The organism is Sodalis sp. RH22 (genome assembly GCF_047324165.1).
In the GTDB taxonomy this organism is placed as follows: domain Bacteria; phylum Pseudomonadota; class Gammaproteobacteria; order Enterobacterales; family Enterobacteriaceae; genus Acerihabitans.
On sequence record NZ_CP178731.1, the window covers coordinates 249261 to 263120 of the forward strand.

Here is a 13860-nt window from a genome sequence, read left to right on the forward strand (position 1 = left end):
ATGAAAGTCTATATTACATTATCCCTTTCCGCCTTTTTTTGGGGTGGTTCGGCAATAGCGGGTAAATATGCCCTGGCGGTATTTATTCCTTCGTTCGTCACCTTTGTCCGTTTTTTCCTGGCCGCGGCGATCATCTTTATTTTAATTGATAATAAAAAACAGCTGCTGCATATCAACTGGGTGACCCATCTGCGCATGCTGGTCACGGCTGTTTTTGGCGTGACCTTATGTTATTACTTTTACTTTAACGGCCTGAATATCAGCAGCGCATTCAATGCCGGCATTATCGAGGCGACCATCCCGCTGATTACGCTGCTGATGGCGTCTTTATCCGGCATGGAGCGCGTTAAACCCTGGCAACTGCTGGGATTGATTGTTGCCTACCTGGGGGTGGCGATTACCATCAGCGGCGGCAATTGGCATAGTGTGCAGGATTCATCCTACAATTATGGCGATATTATGCTGTTAATCAGTACCTTATGTTTTGGCGTTTATAATGTGTTAATCAAAAAATGGCACATTCCCATCCCGGGCATGGTGCGGATGTTTTTCCTGTTCTTCTACGGCAGCCTGGCTTTTTTACCTTGGGTATTCATTGATGCGTATCATCAGGTGGCATTTTGTTATCCCGGGCGGGGGATCACCCTTATCAGTATTGCCTCGATAATTTTTATGTCGATCGGCGGCTCGGTGCTGGCTTATTTATTCTTTAATCAAGGTATCGACGAAATCGGGGCGACCAAAGCGGCTTCTTTTATCAATTTAGTCCCCTTTATTACAGTATTCCTGTCGGTATTTGTGCTGAAGGAACCGGCCGGCCTGGCGCAGTGGGTCGGCGCTGTGGTGATCATTTCCGGCGTCATGCTATCGAACCGGGTGAAGACGGATAAAGCCGCTATCCCGCCGGAATTACCGATCCGCTAGTGGCCGTCTTCAGCGGGATTAGGGTGTTATTCTCCGCGCAGCGCCCGGGGAAACAGCAGATTATTTTCCAGGTTAACATGTTCCATTAAATCATCGGTAAATTCATTAATGCCTGCATAAAGCGCACGCCAGGTCGTACAAGCCATGGCCGGCGCCGTCCCGTTATGGGTCAATTCACTGATGATTTCAAGCTGCCGCCCGGCATCGTCATGCTCAAGCTCCATGACGGAAATCGGCCCGGCCGCATGGACGCCCATTCCCTGCTTAATCATCGGGAACAGCACCTGCTCCTCTTTCATCATATGATCCCCCAAATCCCGGCAGAGTAGGGTCAATTGTCGGGCCAGCCCACGCGGGCATGCCGGTTTATCCTGATGTACCCGTTCTACTTTTTCCGCCATCAAAATCAGTTCCGGCAATTGTTCCCGGTGGCGCTGATGATAGCGCGCCAGGATATGATCAATCAGTTCAGTCAAGGCGCTGTCCTGCCAGGGTCGGGTTTCACCGGGCTGCTCCATCAACGCCGCCAGTTGCGTTTCAATCAGTTCAATGTCCAGGAGTTGTTTTTCGGCGGCCCGCAACAGGGTCTGTTTGCCCCCACAGCAAAAATCCAAACCGTACTCACGGAATAGCCGGGTGGCGCGCGGAATGGTTATAGCAAGAGAGCCAAGGGCCTGATCGCGATATTGCATGGTAACACCTTAGAGAGAGGGAAAATTTATGATGCATTATACATGCATCTTTTAGCGTGTTGCCATAATCCCTAGTAGGTAGACGCATTGACGCTGTTTGGGCAATGCCTGCGGACGGGCTGATCTTGGGGCGCGACGGGCCGTGCGATCGCCGTCCGGGTGCGGTCCTGGCGGCAAAGCGCAACCAGACGACAATAAGGTCAAGGTATTATCCCCTATTGTCACTGTACGGTATTGTTTCTGTTGTATGCTTTTGTTTTGCTTAAGTGTCGCAGGGGAGGAAGGAAATGCACCATATCGTTTTGCTTTTATCATCATTTTTCATGGCCGGGGCGGTATTCGCCAGCTCGGTGTCGACTGTGACGGTTCCTCATCTGTCGTCCGCCATAAACCAGCGCCTGTTGGTGATGAAAGATGTCGCCGGTTACAAGGCGGAGCATCACTTGCCCGTAGAAGACCTGGCGCGGGAACGGAAGGTGGTGGCTTCGGCTCAGGAAGATGCCCTGGCCCAGGGCCTGGATCCGCAGTCTGTGCTGCCCTTTATCCAGGCTCAGATGGATGTGGCCAAGGCTATTCAATACCGTTATCTGGCTGACTGGTTATCCAGCCCTGAACCGTCATGGCAACCGAGAAGCCTTGATGAGGTCAGAGGGGCGATCGCCGACCAGGACAAGGTGATACTCAATTCGATCGGCCAGCGGTTGCTCGCCGGTGGTTTCAGTGAAGCGGATAAGGCGGAAATGTATAATTTGCTGCATGCGCCCCATCTTAGCGACGCGGATAGGCACCGCCTGGTTGACGCGCTGGTTAAAATTAAACGCCGGCTGTAGACTCGGCCGGGTTTGGCCCCGCCATCCCCCAGCGTGATGGCGGACGGCAAGGGCCGCTGCCGCAAATGCGCAAGCTTTGCCACCTCCGCGCCTCGCTGGTTCGGTGTGTTCAATGTCACGCGGGCAGTGCTGCCCTTAATGCGGGCACAACGTTCCGGCCATGTTATTACCGTCTCTTCGACCTGCGGCATCACCGGATTCGACGGCGCATCTATTTACTGCGCGACGAAGTTTGCCGTCGCGGGCTGGTCCGAATCCCTGAGCATCGAACTTGAACCTTTCGGGATCAGGGCAACCTGCATCCATCCGGGTCCTTTTCGCACTGATTTTCTCGAGTCAACCTCGGTCAGGTTCGGCGATCGCGTGGTTGATGATTATCAACAGTCGAGTCAAGCCAAGCGCGGGGCCCTCGCCAATACGAACCATAACCAGGACGGAGATCCGGTTAAATTTGGCCAGGCCGTGGTCAGGCTTGCCGAAGATAAAACGCCGCCGGTGCGATGGGCTGCGGGGACGAACGCCTTCGAGACGCTGATGGCGCGCGCAGACGAGCTTCGCCGCAGCGCACGAATGGCAGGCGCTGTCGCAGTCAACCGATATCGGCTAAGGGAAATAACTTGTCCTTAATGGCGGCGGATGCGCGGCCCGGGTCGGCGTCTGCGCACGCCAGCAAATAACGGCGTAGGTGGTCAATCGCCATTGGACGTTCCTCTATATGCCGGCGGTGCTTGATATGGAACGCGCCATAAAGTCCGTCAGGTTGCGGCGTGGAGGTGCTTCCACACCGCGCCGTAAGTGCCCAGTTCGCTGAAGCCGCCATCGGCGGCGAGATCGATGCCGGTGATAAAGCTGGCGGCATCGCTGGCGAGAAACAGAACCACTTCTGCCATCTCCTCGGGACGGCCCGCGCGGCCCAGCGGTGTCAGCTCGACCAGCGCGCGAAATAGCGGACCGGCCGGGTCCATCATCGGCGTGGCTATGACGCCGGGATGGAGCGCGTTAACACGGATGTTGGCGGGGGCGAGCTCGATCGCCGCCGATTTGGTCAGGCCGCGCACGCCCCACTTTGACGTGGAATAGCCAGCGACCGGATGGCCCATAATGCCGGCGGTGGATCCCAGGTTGACAATACTGCCGCCGCCGCCGTGCTTCATCAGGGGTGCGCACGCCTGTATGCCGAGAAACTGCCCGGTAAGGTTGACGTTCAACATGCGCTCCCATTCCTCCCGCGTCGTATGGGTGAGGGCATGGCGAACATTGGCGCCGGCGTTGTTAATAAGAATGTCGAGCCGGCCTGTCCGTGCCTCGATCTCGGCCACCACCCGCTGCCAGGCGCCGGCATCAGTCACGTCAAGGCGCGCAAAGCTGGCACCCGCCCCCATCTCTGCGGCGCGCGCCTGGCCTTCCTCCTCCAGCACGTCGCAAAGGAATACGCGCGCGCCCTCCTGAACAAATAAACGCGCTTCCGCCTCGCCTTGTCCGCGCGCGCCGCCCGTGATCAACGCCACCTTATGCTCAAGCCTGCCCATGTCATTTCTCCTTGCGCTGTCTTACTCATATGATTTATCGGCGCAACCGCGCCGGAATCCCCAGACAAGAACTATAATTGGGCACTTTCATTTGGATAATCCGCTTAATTCTGCGAACAGACCCAACCAGGAGTGTGAAATGGACCGACTTGAGAGCATGGCCGTGTTTGTCCGCGTGGCGCAAAAGGGCAGCTTTAGCGCGGCAGCCAAGGTCTGCGGGTTGTCCCCCACCATGGTGGCGAATCATATTCAGGATTTGGAACGCCGGCTCGGAACCAGGCTTATCCAGCGCACCACCCGCCGGCAAAACCTGACGGAGGTGGGACAGGCCTTCCTCGCCGACTGTTTAGACGTGCTCGCCCGCGTCGAGACGGCGGAAGATGCGGCGCGGGAACGCCATGGCAGCCCCACCGGGCGCTTGCGGGTTAGCGCCACTGTGTCGTTCGGCACCCATGTCGTCACGCCGCTCATTCACGATTACCTTAGGCTCTACCCGGACGTGGAGGTCGACCTGCGGCTAACCGACCGGATCGTTGACCTGACCGAGGAGGGCATAGAGGCCGCATTCCGATTCGGCGACCTGCCGGATAGCGGGTTGATTGCGCGGTCACTGCGCCCTTGCTTCAGGCAGGTTTGTGCCGCGCCCGATTATCTGGCGAAGCATGGCGTACCGCTAACCCCCGCTGACCTGGCACAACATGCGTGTCTGCTGTTCCGGGAGGGCGCGCCGCGCAACCGCTGGCAATTCGCCGGCATGCCGCCAGTCCAGGTATCGGGCCGCTTGGTCGCCGATAACGGCGCCGCATTGTTGTCGGCGGCGCGGGAGGGTTTAGGCGTGGCGCTGCTGGCGGATTTCGAAATAGCCGCTGACCTGGCCGCGGGGCGTCTGGTCAGGCTGCTGCGCGATACCGCCACGCCGGCATGGCCGCTGGCTCTCGTTCATCTGGCCGACCGGCGCATGACGGCCAAGCTGCGCCGGTTTGTGGAACTCGCGCTTCAACGGCTGGGGTGATCGGTCAGTGGCCGATGGATTCCAGCGGCGCCCAGGGAGTTCAATGGCGGCACTATGCCCGGCACTATGCCGCTGGCTAATAAGTATGAATACGGCGCCGTGAGGCGCCGTAATGAAGAGACCCGGATGTGAATTTTTTTTCAATGCCGGGCCTGCTCATAGCGCGCGTCCACGGCGTGGACTTCATTATCTGGCGCATGGCTTCCACTATCGGTAAATTCAGTGAGATCCAATTTATGCGTTTCAGGCGCACAGGCCACGGCGACAACGGTAACCAAACTCATGGCAACGGCCAGGCAGGCGACAGGCCAGGACGCGCCACCCGCCATGCTGGACAGGACGACGGCGGCTAAAGGCGCAATGCCGCCTGACAAGGATGCGCTGATTTCGCGACCAAGGGACAATCCGCTAAAGCGCACTTTCGATGGGAAAACTTCCGAGAAAAACGATCCCTGGGTGCCGAGCATGGCGGCAACGCCGACACCGACACCGAGCGTCATAGCGATGATGACTCCCCAGGTGGTCCCGGTATTCACCAGCCAGAAAAAGGGGAAGGCGAAGACAGCTGAAAAAACGGCGCCGAACATGTAGATGGCGCGGCGCCCAAACCGGTCAGACATCGCGCCGAACATCGGCGTGGTGCACATGGCTACGCCTGCCGCGATGGCAACCGCTATCGGCCCCACGGACGATGCCATATGCAGGGTGCCGACGATATAGGTAATGACAAAAGTCTGATAGACATAACTTACGCCGCTCTGCGCCACCTGGGAGCCGGCGACCACAAGCAGGCTCCTGCGCTCAGTGCGGACAAGATCACGCAGCGGGCTCTTGCTGACGGCCTCGGTTGTCGACAGTTTCTCAAACGCTGATGTTTCGGAAACCTTCATACGAATTAACAGTGCAATGACCACCAGCACAGAGCTGAACAAAAACGGCACCCGCCATGCCCAGGCTAAAAATATCTCTTTTGGCAGTTGGGTGAGTACAGCAAACGTACCTGCCGATAGCAACAGACCGATATATACGCCCACTCCCGGGAAAGACGAATAAAATCCCCGGCGATGCGGTGGTGCGCTTTCCGCGCTGAGGATAGCCGCGCCGCCAAACTCCGCTCCCGCGCCAAAACCCTGAATCAGCCGCAAGGTCACGAGCATCGCCGGAGCCCAAAGGCCCACGGAATCATAGGTCGGCACAAAACCAATCAGCGTGGTCGCAATCCCCATTATTAATAATGTAATCACCAGCACTTTTTTCCGGCCGATTTTATCCCCCAATTGGCCAAAATAGACGGCGCCAAAGGGGCGGACGAAAAATCCGAGGGCAAGTGTGGAGAAGGCCAATAACGTAGACACAACTGCATGCCCCTTGGGGAACATGATTTCATTAAAAACCAGCGCTGCCGCCGTGCCGTAAAGGAAATAATCAAACCATTCCAGCGCAGAGCCGACCAGGGAGGCGGCTGCTACCCCTTTCATAGATGGATGTTTTGCGTGACTCATAGGGTTTTCCCCTGTTCTGTGGCTATAGTTATTCCTCATCACCAAAGATGATTAGGGTGTTTGATAATAAGATGTTCAGCTGTAAAGGGGGTCCGCTAAACACGGACACCGGATAGTGAGGCGTTATTCCCCTTTGAAATGCGGCGTGCGTTTTTCTTTAAACGCGGCTTTACCTTCCCGTGCATCGTCGGTGTAAAAGCATAGGGTACGCAGGTCGCGCTCGTAGCGAACAGCCTGGTCGAGCGGCATATTGACCGCGGCGCGCATGTTCAGCTTCGCCGTCTGGGCCGCAATCGGCGGGCGTGACGCAATAGTGGAGGCCAGCGCTTTCACCGACGCCATCATCGCTTCGGCCGATTCAAACAATTCATCAACGATGCCCCATGCCAGCCCGGTGGCGGCGTCAACCGGATCGCCGGTGTAAAGCATGCGCGACGCGCGGGACGCGCCGATGGTTTTATTCAGGTACACCGCCATACCGCCGCCGCCGACCCAGCCCAACTTGATTTCCGGCGCGCCAAAAAGGGCATTACGGGTGCTGACGCGGATATCACAGCACAAAGCCAGCTCCAGGCCGCCCCCGAGGGCGTAACCGTTAATCGCGCAGATCGTGGGTTTGGTGATTTCCGCCATCGCGTCGCAGTGATCGTGTTTCATACGGTGGATCCACGGAGACGGGTAAGAATCCAGCTCTTTGATATCGCTGCCGCAGCAGAAGGCTTTAGGGCCGTTTGCCGTCAGTACCACCACGCGGACGTCAGGCGCTTCGTTACACCATGAAGCAAGTTTCGTGATGGCGACCGACATGGCGGGGGTGACGGCGTTCAGTTTTTCCGGGCGATTCAGCGCGATAATGGCGACGCTGTCCGCCAACGTAAACTGCACGTTGGGATCAATTTCAAAGTCGAACTCAGCCATCGATTTTCTCTCCATTGGTGCGGATGACCGTGCCGGTTTCCTTCAGGGCGGCGATTTGCTGCTCAGTGAAGCCCAGTTCGGCCAGGATTTCATCCGTATGCTGGCCGACAAACGGCGTCGGGCGATAGATGGAAGAGGGGGTTTTGCTGAATTTAATGGCGAAGCCCGGCGTCTTCACTTTCCCTTCGCTCGGATGGTCGTATTCGACGAAGGTTTCGTTGTGAATGACCTGCGGATCTTGCACCACGTCTTCATAACCGTAGACCTCACTGCTCCACAGTCCTTCCGCATCAAAAGCGGCCCGCCATTCTTTGGTGGTGCGCTCCCGCAGTTTTTCGCGGGTCACCCGGAAAATGAAATCGCGCTGAGGCAATGTATGCCCGTCGACTTCATCTTCCATGGTGTCGAATTCAGGCACGTCGAGGATTTTGCCGAGCGTGGGCAGGTGCGGCGTCACCAGGGTGATATAGCTGTCGGCCGTTTTAAACACACCATACGGCGCGCGGATATAACAGTGCCCGTGCGGTTCTTCGCTGCGGCGCTGCGGTTTGCGGCCCTGCGTGAATACGGTCATTTCCTGCATCTGGTTGGCGATGATCGCATCCAGCATGTTGACCTGGACCAACTGGCCTTCGCCGGTACGTTCACGGTGAAGGAGCGCCGCCAGCGCCCCTTCAAATGCGGTATACGCGGTAATGGCGTCGACCACGTACTGGCCGGAAGGTTGGGGCGGGGTACCGGCCGCACCGGTACTGAGCATGGCGCCGCTGAGCGACTGCAACAGTAAATCCTGGCCCGGGCGTTTTGAATAGGGACCGGTTTCCCCGTAGCCGGACATTGAAACATACACTAAATCCGGTTTTATTTTTTTCAGGGTTTCATAGTCCACGCCCAGACGCGCAGCGACACCCGGGCGATAGTTTTGAATAAAGACATCCGCTGTTTTAACCAGCTTATACAACAGCGCCTTGCCCTCTTCATCTTTCAGGTTCACGGCCAGGCTGCGCTTGTTACGGTTCAGGGACAGAAACGACGTGTTGATGACGTTTCCAAATGCGGCGCCGGCCGACGTGTGGCGTTGCCATTCGCCGGAGGTCGGCTCGACTTTAATCACATCGGCGCCCATATCCCCCATGCGCAGCGCCGCAAACGGCCCGGCCATCGCAATTGAACAGTCAAGTACCCGATACCCTTTAAGAATTGACATAAAACGACCTCTTGCTCTCAGAAACGCCGCCATCCGGGGCGGGGATGATTGATGGAAATAATTTAGGCGAAATTTATTAGATATTATATATAATATTTAAAAAAGTGTGATGATGATCGAAATTTCTATGCGTGCTAACCGATAGAATCAGGGTCAGTGTTTGGTATCTTATTAATTAATAAAGGAATTATAATGAAAACATTCAAAGGGTTAACCTGGGATCATCCGCGCGGCTACCGGCCTCTTCAGGCGTGGGCGCGAGAAGACGGTGCGGTAAAGGTGGACTGGGCTGTCCAGAAACTGGAAGGTTTTGAGTCCCATCCCATTGATGAGCTCGCCGAGAGATATGATTTCCTGATTGTCGATAATCCCGGCATCGGTGAAGCGGCGGAGAAAGGCTGTTTACGTCCCCTGGAGGCGTTTCTAAGCGAGGCGCAGTTATCCTTCCTGCGTAACAGCAGCGTAGGTCCCTCCTTTGACAGTTACCAGTATTACGGCCGGCACTGGGCCATTCCCATTGATGCCGCCGCCCAGGTTTGCGCGCTGGCCGGGCAGGCCGCCTCGGCCCAGCCGGACACCTGGCAGGAAGTCCTACGTTTGAGCCGGTTAAACCCGGGACGGGTGGCGCTGTCGTTGGGCGGACCTCATGCGCTTTTGACATTTTATGCCATTAGCCTGTCGCTGGGGGGCACGCTTTTTTTGGGCAATGATTTTGTCCTGGATAAGGCGGTGGCGGCCCAGGCGCTGACATTTATGAGGGAGATTTATTCCTCTCAGCAGCCCGGGCTGGTTGATCTTAACCCCATCGGGTTGCTGGATGAAATGGCTCAGGGACGTGTTGACCTGTGTCCCGCCATTTTCGGTTATGTCAATTACGCCACGCCTGACGACGGCAGGCCCGTCAGCTTCGTTGACATTCCCCACTGCGGCGAACCGGCTATGCGTGGATCCATTTTGGGCGGGACCGGGCTGGCGATTTCCGTGCATTGCGGGCTAACGCCTGGTCTTATCGACCACATCATGCGGTATGTGTCAGAACGCGTACAGTCCACGCTGGTGGTTGAAAACGGCGGACAGCCCGCCAATGTCCGGGCATGGCATGATCACCATGCCAACGAACTGACGGGCAACTTTTTCCGCAACACGTTTTCAACCGTTGCCAATGCCTATGTCCGGCCAAAGTATCACGGCTACATCCCGTTCCAAGACAGTTCATCCGCCATCGTCCGCGATGGCCTGGTTAGCGGAAAACAGGCCGGGGATATCTTCGACGCCATCCGGGAAAACCACGGGCGCTACCTGCCCTGAGGAATATGCGGATTTATCCCTACGCCCGCCCGGCGGCGTTAGGGAAACTAAAGGGCGCGTTTTATCGGGCTGTGCTGTATGAGATTTGGCGGTCAAAGCCCAGGATGATGTGGTCCGCTGATTTACTGCGATACATTTCCGCGTCCCGCCGCTCTATGGCATCGATAATCTCATCATGCTCATCGCACAACAGTTGCAGGTCAGGCACGCCGCGCTCCTCGTGAAAGCGGCCCACCTGCGGTCCATAGTTCAGGGTGGCGTACATCTCGATAATTAAATCATTACGTGACGCAATGACAATGTGCTTATGAAATTCGGCATTAAGATTAATGAAATAACTGTACTGTTCATACCGGGGGCCATAATGGTGGGTACGCATGGAATCATTGAGCTGGCGAAGATAAGCGATTTCATCCGGCGTAATATTCGTAAGGACCATGTCGGCTATGGCAGGCTCAATCAGCAGGCGCGCCTGCTGCCACTGGGCAATATCCCGGGCGTCGGGTTTATCCGCCACCCGGAATCCTTTGTTATGCTCCAGTAAAATGAGTTTTTCTGCGGCGAGACGAAACAGCGCTTCCCTCACGGGTATGCCGCTGACGCCAAACCGTACGCTCAGATTTTTAACGATAAGCCGCTCACCGGATTTAAGCTGATTGGAAATGATCTCCTGCTTTAGCAGCTCATAAACTTTATGGCTGATGCTCTCGTGCTGCAGCATAGGGCCTCTACGGATTATACAAAATATATAATATCCTAACACTTATACTACTTACTGGCAATTTAACATATTGGCAACAAGCCGCCCTGATCAATATTTATCAATCCGCCTGGGCTTTTCTTATTTTGCGTCTCTGGCAGGGAATCCCTTTGCCATTAACTGGCAATATAGGCGCAGGGAAAGAACGCTTGCATGATTAACACCAAAGAATGAACGCTGTAATCCTATGGAGAGGTCTATCAAATACATAGGGTAATACAGGTGTGACTGGGTTAAGTCCGCGTATAGAGTAGCAATGAGAATACATAAAAGGAGTATGGTCATGAGCAATTCGATTGATGAAGAAGCAAAAGACGCAAAGCCGATTGTTGAAGCAGAAAGAGAAGCATCAGAGAGTAAATGCCCTTTTCATGAAGGAAATTCCAATAAGGCATCCGGCGGAGGGACACATAATCGGGACTGGTGGCCTAACCAGCTCAGAGTCGACCTCCTGAATCAGCACTCAACCCGCTCTAACCCGTTGGACGAATCCTTTGATTACCGCCAGGAATTCGCCAAATTAGATTACTCCGCGCTCAAAGCCGACCTGAAAGCGCTGCTCACTGAGTCGCAACCCTGGTGGCCCGCCGACTGGGGCAGTTATATCGGTCTTTTCATCCGCTTGGCGTGGCATAGCGCCGGGACTTATCGCGCCGTCGACGGGCGCGGCGGCTCGGGACGCGGCCAGCAGCGCTTCGCACCGTTGAACTCCTGGCCAGATAATGTCAGCCTCGACAAGGCGCGCCGTTTGCTGTGGCCGGTGAAGCAAAAATACGGGCAAAAAATTTCCTGGGCCGACCTCTATATCCTTGCGGGCAACGTCGCTCTGGAAAACTCCGGTTTCCGTACCTTTGGCTTTGGTGCCGGGCGCGAAGACGTATGGGAACCCGATCTGGACGTGAACTGGGGCGGCGAGACAACCTGGCTTGAACACCGCCATCCTGAATCGCTGGCGCAATCGCCGCTGGGCGCAACGGAAATGGGGCTGATTTACGTCAATCCCGAAGGCCCCAACCACAGTGGTGATCCCGCCTCGGCCGCCCCGGCTATCCGCGCCACCTTCGGCAATATGGGGATGAACGATGAAGAGACCGTTGCGTTAATCGCCGGCGGCCATACGCTGGGCAAAACGCATGGCGCAGGTCCCGCCAGCCATGTCGGCGTTGACCCTGAAACCGCGGCTATTGAAGCGCAAGGCCTGGGCTGGGCGAGCAGTTTTGGCTCGGGTGCCGGGGCTGATGCCATCACCTCCGGTCTGGAAGTGATCTGGTCGCAGACGCCAACGCAGTGGAGCCATAACTTCTTCGAAAATCTGTTTAAATATGAGTGGGTACAGACGCGCAGTCCGGCGGGCGCTATCCAGTTTGAAGCGGTCAATGCGCCGCAGAGTATTCCTGATGCCTTTGATGCCGAAAAAAAACGCAAACCCACCATGCTGGTCACCGATCTGACGCTTCGTTTCGATCCGGAGTTTGAAAAGATAGCGCGTCGTTTCCATGACGATCCCCAGGCTTTCAACGAAGCCTTTGCCCGGGCGTGGTACAAGCTGACTCACAGGGATATGGGACCCAAGGCGCGTTATATCGGGCCCGAGGTGCCAAAAGAAGACTTAATCTGGCAGGATCCGCTGCCGCTGCCGGTATATCACCCGACTAGCGCCGATATCGCACTGCTGAAAGAAAAAATTGCCGCATCCGGCCTGAGCGCCGGTGAACTGGCCTCGGTGGCATGGGCTTCGGCATCAACCTTCCGCGGCGGCGACAAACGGGGCGGCGCAAACGGGGCGCGGCTGGCGCTGCTGCCGCAAAGAGAATGGGACGTGAACGTCATTGCCGCCCGCGTCCTGCCCACGCTGGAAGCCATTCAGCAGTCATTGCAGAAAGCTTCCCTGGCGGATGTGATCGTGCTGGCCGGCGTGGTCGGTGTAGAACGGGCGGCGAAAGCGGCCGGCGTTGAGATTGATGTGCCTTTCACGCCAGGTCGTGTGGATGCCCGCCAGGATCAGACTGATATCGCCATGTTCGAATTGCTTAAACCAAAAGCGGATGGTTTCCGTAACTATCGCGGTGTTTTCGACAGTACATCGACTGAGGATCTCCTGATCGACAAGGCACAGCAGCTTACCCTCACCGTGCCGGAATTAACGGTGCTCATCGGGGGTTTACGGGCGCTTGGAACAAACTACGATGGCAGCCAGCTTGGCGTGTTTACAAATAACCTGGGTGAACTTAATACTGACTTCTTTGTAAATCTACTGGATATGGCCATTGAATGGAGAGCCATCGACTCCTCAGGTGAACGATTCGAGGGGCGCTATCGCGCCAGTGGCGAGGTCAAATACAGTGCAACGCGCGCCGACCTGGTATTTGGCTCTAATGCCGTATTACGTGCATCAGCAGAGGTTTACGCCAGCAGTGATGCCAAAGAAAAGTTTGTTAAAGACTTTGTCGCGGCCTGGACGAAGGTGATGAATCTGGATCGATTCGACTTATAAAAATTGTTGACCGGCAGCAACGATAGAGATCGCCTGGTAAAAAGCCCGTTTCAGGGAACTGACGCGGGCTTTTCTATGTCTGGTGATGCGAAAAGAGCCTGTGCCCGTAAGCGGGCCGGAAGACGGGTGAGTGCCTATCATGCGCCTGAAGAATAACCGGCTTATGCTGGCTGACAAGACCTGCGGCCTGGCGCTGCGTTTATCGGCTGACCAGAAATGGCACCTTGTTTTTCCGCATTGCCGATAAACCTCACAGAAGTTCCTGTGCCTACAAGGCTTACGGCTGGCGAATCAAAGCCCGATTCGTCAGCCGGCACAAAAGGGCGCCTGACAGGGGAAAACGGCGCCGGGCTTCCCAGTCTTTGCGCCCGTTAGTTTTCCCGGGAGGAGAAACACCTGTGCGTCAGTTTCAGCCTAAACCATCCCTGACCCGCTTTTGGTTAACGCCTCGTCATTTCTACCCGGCGCACACGTCCGGGCCACATCAGTAATAATTTAGCTGAAACGATAAAGCAAATGTTGTTGTATAACGCAAATATAAAGTAATGCATCGATGTTATTTCATTATTATTGCGATATGAACCCCATTTTTATCGCATTTTTAGTTCACTTTTCTATCAGGTGAAGCTCATCACATTTCTTTAACCTGCTTGCCAGTAGATTTTCTTAGGCAAAACAATAATC

The 13860-nt window shown here is 55.8% G+C and carries 12 protein-coding genes; 6 read left to right on the forward strand and 6 right to left on the reverse strand.

Going from position 1 to position 13860, the window contains the following annotated elements; all coding sequences use genetic code 11:
• Positions 1–924, forward strand: a complete 924-nt coding sequence (locus ACL2XN_RS01055; protein WP_413723136.1) for a DMT family transporter — start codon at positions 1–3, stop codon at positions 922–924.
• Between the two features lie 26 nt (positions 925–950).
• Here ACL2XN_RS01055 and ytfE read toward each other — a convergent pair whose 3' ends face one another.
• Entirely contained in the window at positions 951–1616 is a 666-nt protein-coding gene (ytfE, locus tag ACL2XN_RS01060; protein WP_413723135.1) for an iron-sulfur cluster repair protein YtfE, read from the reverse strand.
• A gap of 287 nt (positions 1617–1903) precedes the next feature.
• On the opposite strand from ytfE, the gene ACL2XN_RS01065 reads away from it, so the two are divergent.
• Both ACL2XN_RS01065 and ACL2XN_RS01070 read left to right on the forward strand, forming a co-directional pair.
• Positions 1904–2446 carry a chorismate mutase gene (locus ACL2XN_RS01065; protein ID WP_413723134.1) on the forward strand — a complete coding sequence of 181 codons (543 nt, stop codon included), beginning with the start codon at positions 1904–1906 and terminating at the stop codon, positions 2444–2446.
• A gap of 36 nt (positions 2447–2482) precedes the next feature.
• Entirely contained in the window at positions 2483–3073 is a 591-nt protein-coding gene (locus ACL2XN_RS01070) for an SDR family NAD(P)-dependent oxidoreductase (protein WP_413723133.1), read from the forward strand.
• Positions 3074–3201: 128 nt separating this feature from the next.
• Here the strand turns inward: ACL2XN_RS01070 and ACL2XN_RS01075 are convergent, their stop codons facing one another.
• The gene (locus ACL2XN_RS01075) at positions 3202–3975 is read right to left on the reverse strand and encodes an SDR family NAD(P)-dependent oxidoreductase (protein ID WP_410014563.1); all 774 of its coding nucleotides are present in this window, start codon (positions 3973–3975) and stop codon (positions 3202–3204) included.
• Positions 3976–4114: 139 nt separating this feature from the next.
• On the opposite strand from ACL2XN_RS01075, the gene ACL2XN_RS01080 reads away from it, so the two are divergent.
• Entirely contained in the window at positions 4115–4987 is an 873-nt protein-coding gene (locus ACL2XN_RS01080) for a LysR substrate-binding domain-containing protein (RefSeq protein WP_410014564.1), read from the forward strand.
• Positions 4988–5127: 140 nt separating this feature from the next.
• On the opposite strand, the gene ACL2XN_RS01085 is transcribed toward ACL2XN_RS01080, so the two are convergent.
• The 3 genes from ACL2XN_RS01085 to ACL2XN_RS01095 all read right to left on the reverse strand — a co-directional run bounded on the left by ACL2XN_RS01085 (position 5128) and on the right by ACL2XN_RS01095 (position 8614).
• Positions 5128–6489 (reverse strand): MFS transporter, encoded by a 1362-nt coding sequence (locus tag ACL2XN_RS01085; protein WP_410014565.1) that lies wholly within the window; start codon positions 6487–6489, stop codon positions 5128–5130.
• Between the two features lie 123 nt (positions 6490–6612).
• A complete protein-coding gene (locus ACL2XN_RS01090; RefSeq protein ID WP_410014566.1) occupies positions 6613–7407 on the reverse strand; it encodes an enoyl-CoA hydratase/isomerase family protein in 795 nt (264 codons plus the stop codon).
• On the reverse strand, positions 7400–8614 hold the full coding sequence (locus ACL2XN_RS01095; protein WP_410014567.1) for a CaiB/BaiF CoA transferase family protein: 1215 nt from the start codon (positions 8612–8614) through the stop codon (positions 7400–7402). The genes ACL2XN_RS01090 and ACL2XN_RS01095 overlap by 8 nt, the downstream gene beginning before the upstream one ends.
• 192 nt (positions 8615–8806) lie before the next feature.
• Here ACL2XN_RS01095 and ACL2XN_RS01100 point away from each other — a divergent pair, with 192 nt between their 5' ends.
• Positions 8807–9922, forward strand: coding sequence for a hypothetical protein (locus tag ACL2XN_RS01100; RefSeq protein WP_413729901.1), 1116 nt, complete (start codon positions 8807–8809; stop codon positions 9920–9922).
• Between the two features lie 61 nt (positions 9923–9983).
• On the opposite strand, the gene ACL2XN_RS01105 is transcribed toward ACL2XN_RS01100, so the two are convergent.
• Complete coding sequence (locus ACL2XN_RS01105) at positions 9984–10643, reverse strand: GntR family transcriptional regulator (RefSeq protein WP_410014569.1); 660 nt, start codon at positions 10641–10643, stop codon at positions 9984–9986.
• Positions 10644–10965: 322 nt separating this feature from the next.
• On the opposite strand from ACL2XN_RS01105, the gene katG reads away from it, so the two are divergent.
• Positions 10966–13176 carry a catalase/peroxidase HPI gene (gene katG / locus ACL2XN_RS01110; protein WP_413729902.1) on the forward strand — a complete coding sequence of 737 codons (2211 nt, stop codon included), beginning with the start codon at positions 10966–10968 and terminating at the stop codon, positions 13174–13176.
• The last annotated feature ends 684 nt before the right edge of the window (positions 13177–13860 follow it).

Coding starts and splice junctions, on each gene's coding strand:
- ACL2XN_RS01055 (WP_413723136.1), top strand. CDS start 1: ATGAAAGTCTATATTACATTATCCCTTTCCGCCTTTTTTTGGGGTGGT.
- ytfE (WP_413723135.1), bottom strand. CDS start 1,616: ATGCAATATCGCGATCAGGCCCTTGGCTCTCTTGCTATAACCATTCCG.
- ACL2XN_RS01065 (WP_413723134.1), top strand. CDS start 1,904: ATGCACCATATCGTTTTGCTTTTATCATCATTTTTCATGGCCGGGGCG.
- ACL2XN_RS01070 (WP_413723133.1), top strand. CDS start 2,483: ATGGCGGACGGCAAGGGCCGCTGCCGCAAATGCGCAAGCTTTGCCACC.
- ACL2XN_RS01075 (WP_410014563.1), bottom strand. CDS start 3,975: ATGGGCAGGCTTGAGCATAAGGTGGCGTTGATCACGGGCGGCGCGCGC.
- ACL2XN_RS01080 (WP_410014564.1), top strand. CDS start 4,115: ATGGACCGACTTGAGAGCATGGCCGTGTTTGTCCGCGTGGCGCAAAAG.
- ACL2XN_RS01085 (WP_410014565.1), bottom strand. CDS start 6,489: ATGAGTCACGCAAAACATCCATCTATGAAAGGGGTAGCAGCCGCCTCC.
- ACL2XN_RS01090 (WP_410014566.1), bottom strand. CDS start 7,407: ATGGCTGAGTTCGACTTTGAAATTGATCCCAACGTGCAGTTTACGTTG.
- ACL2XN_RS01095 (WP_410014567.1), bottom strand. CDS start 8,614: ATGTCAATTCTTAAAGGGTATCGGGTACTTGACTGTTCAATTGCGATG.
- ACL2XN_RS01100 (WP_413729901.1), top strand. CDS start 8,807: ATGAAAACATTCAAAGGGTTAACCTGGGATCATCCGCGCGGCTACCGG.
- ACL2XN_RS01105 (WP_410014569.1), bottom strand. CDS start 10,643: ATGCTGCAGCACGAGAGCATCAGCCATAAAGTTTATGAGCTGCTAAAG.
- katG (WP_413729902.1), top strand. CDS start 10,966: ATGAGCAATTCGATTGATGAAGAAGCAAAAGACGCAAAGCCGATTGTT.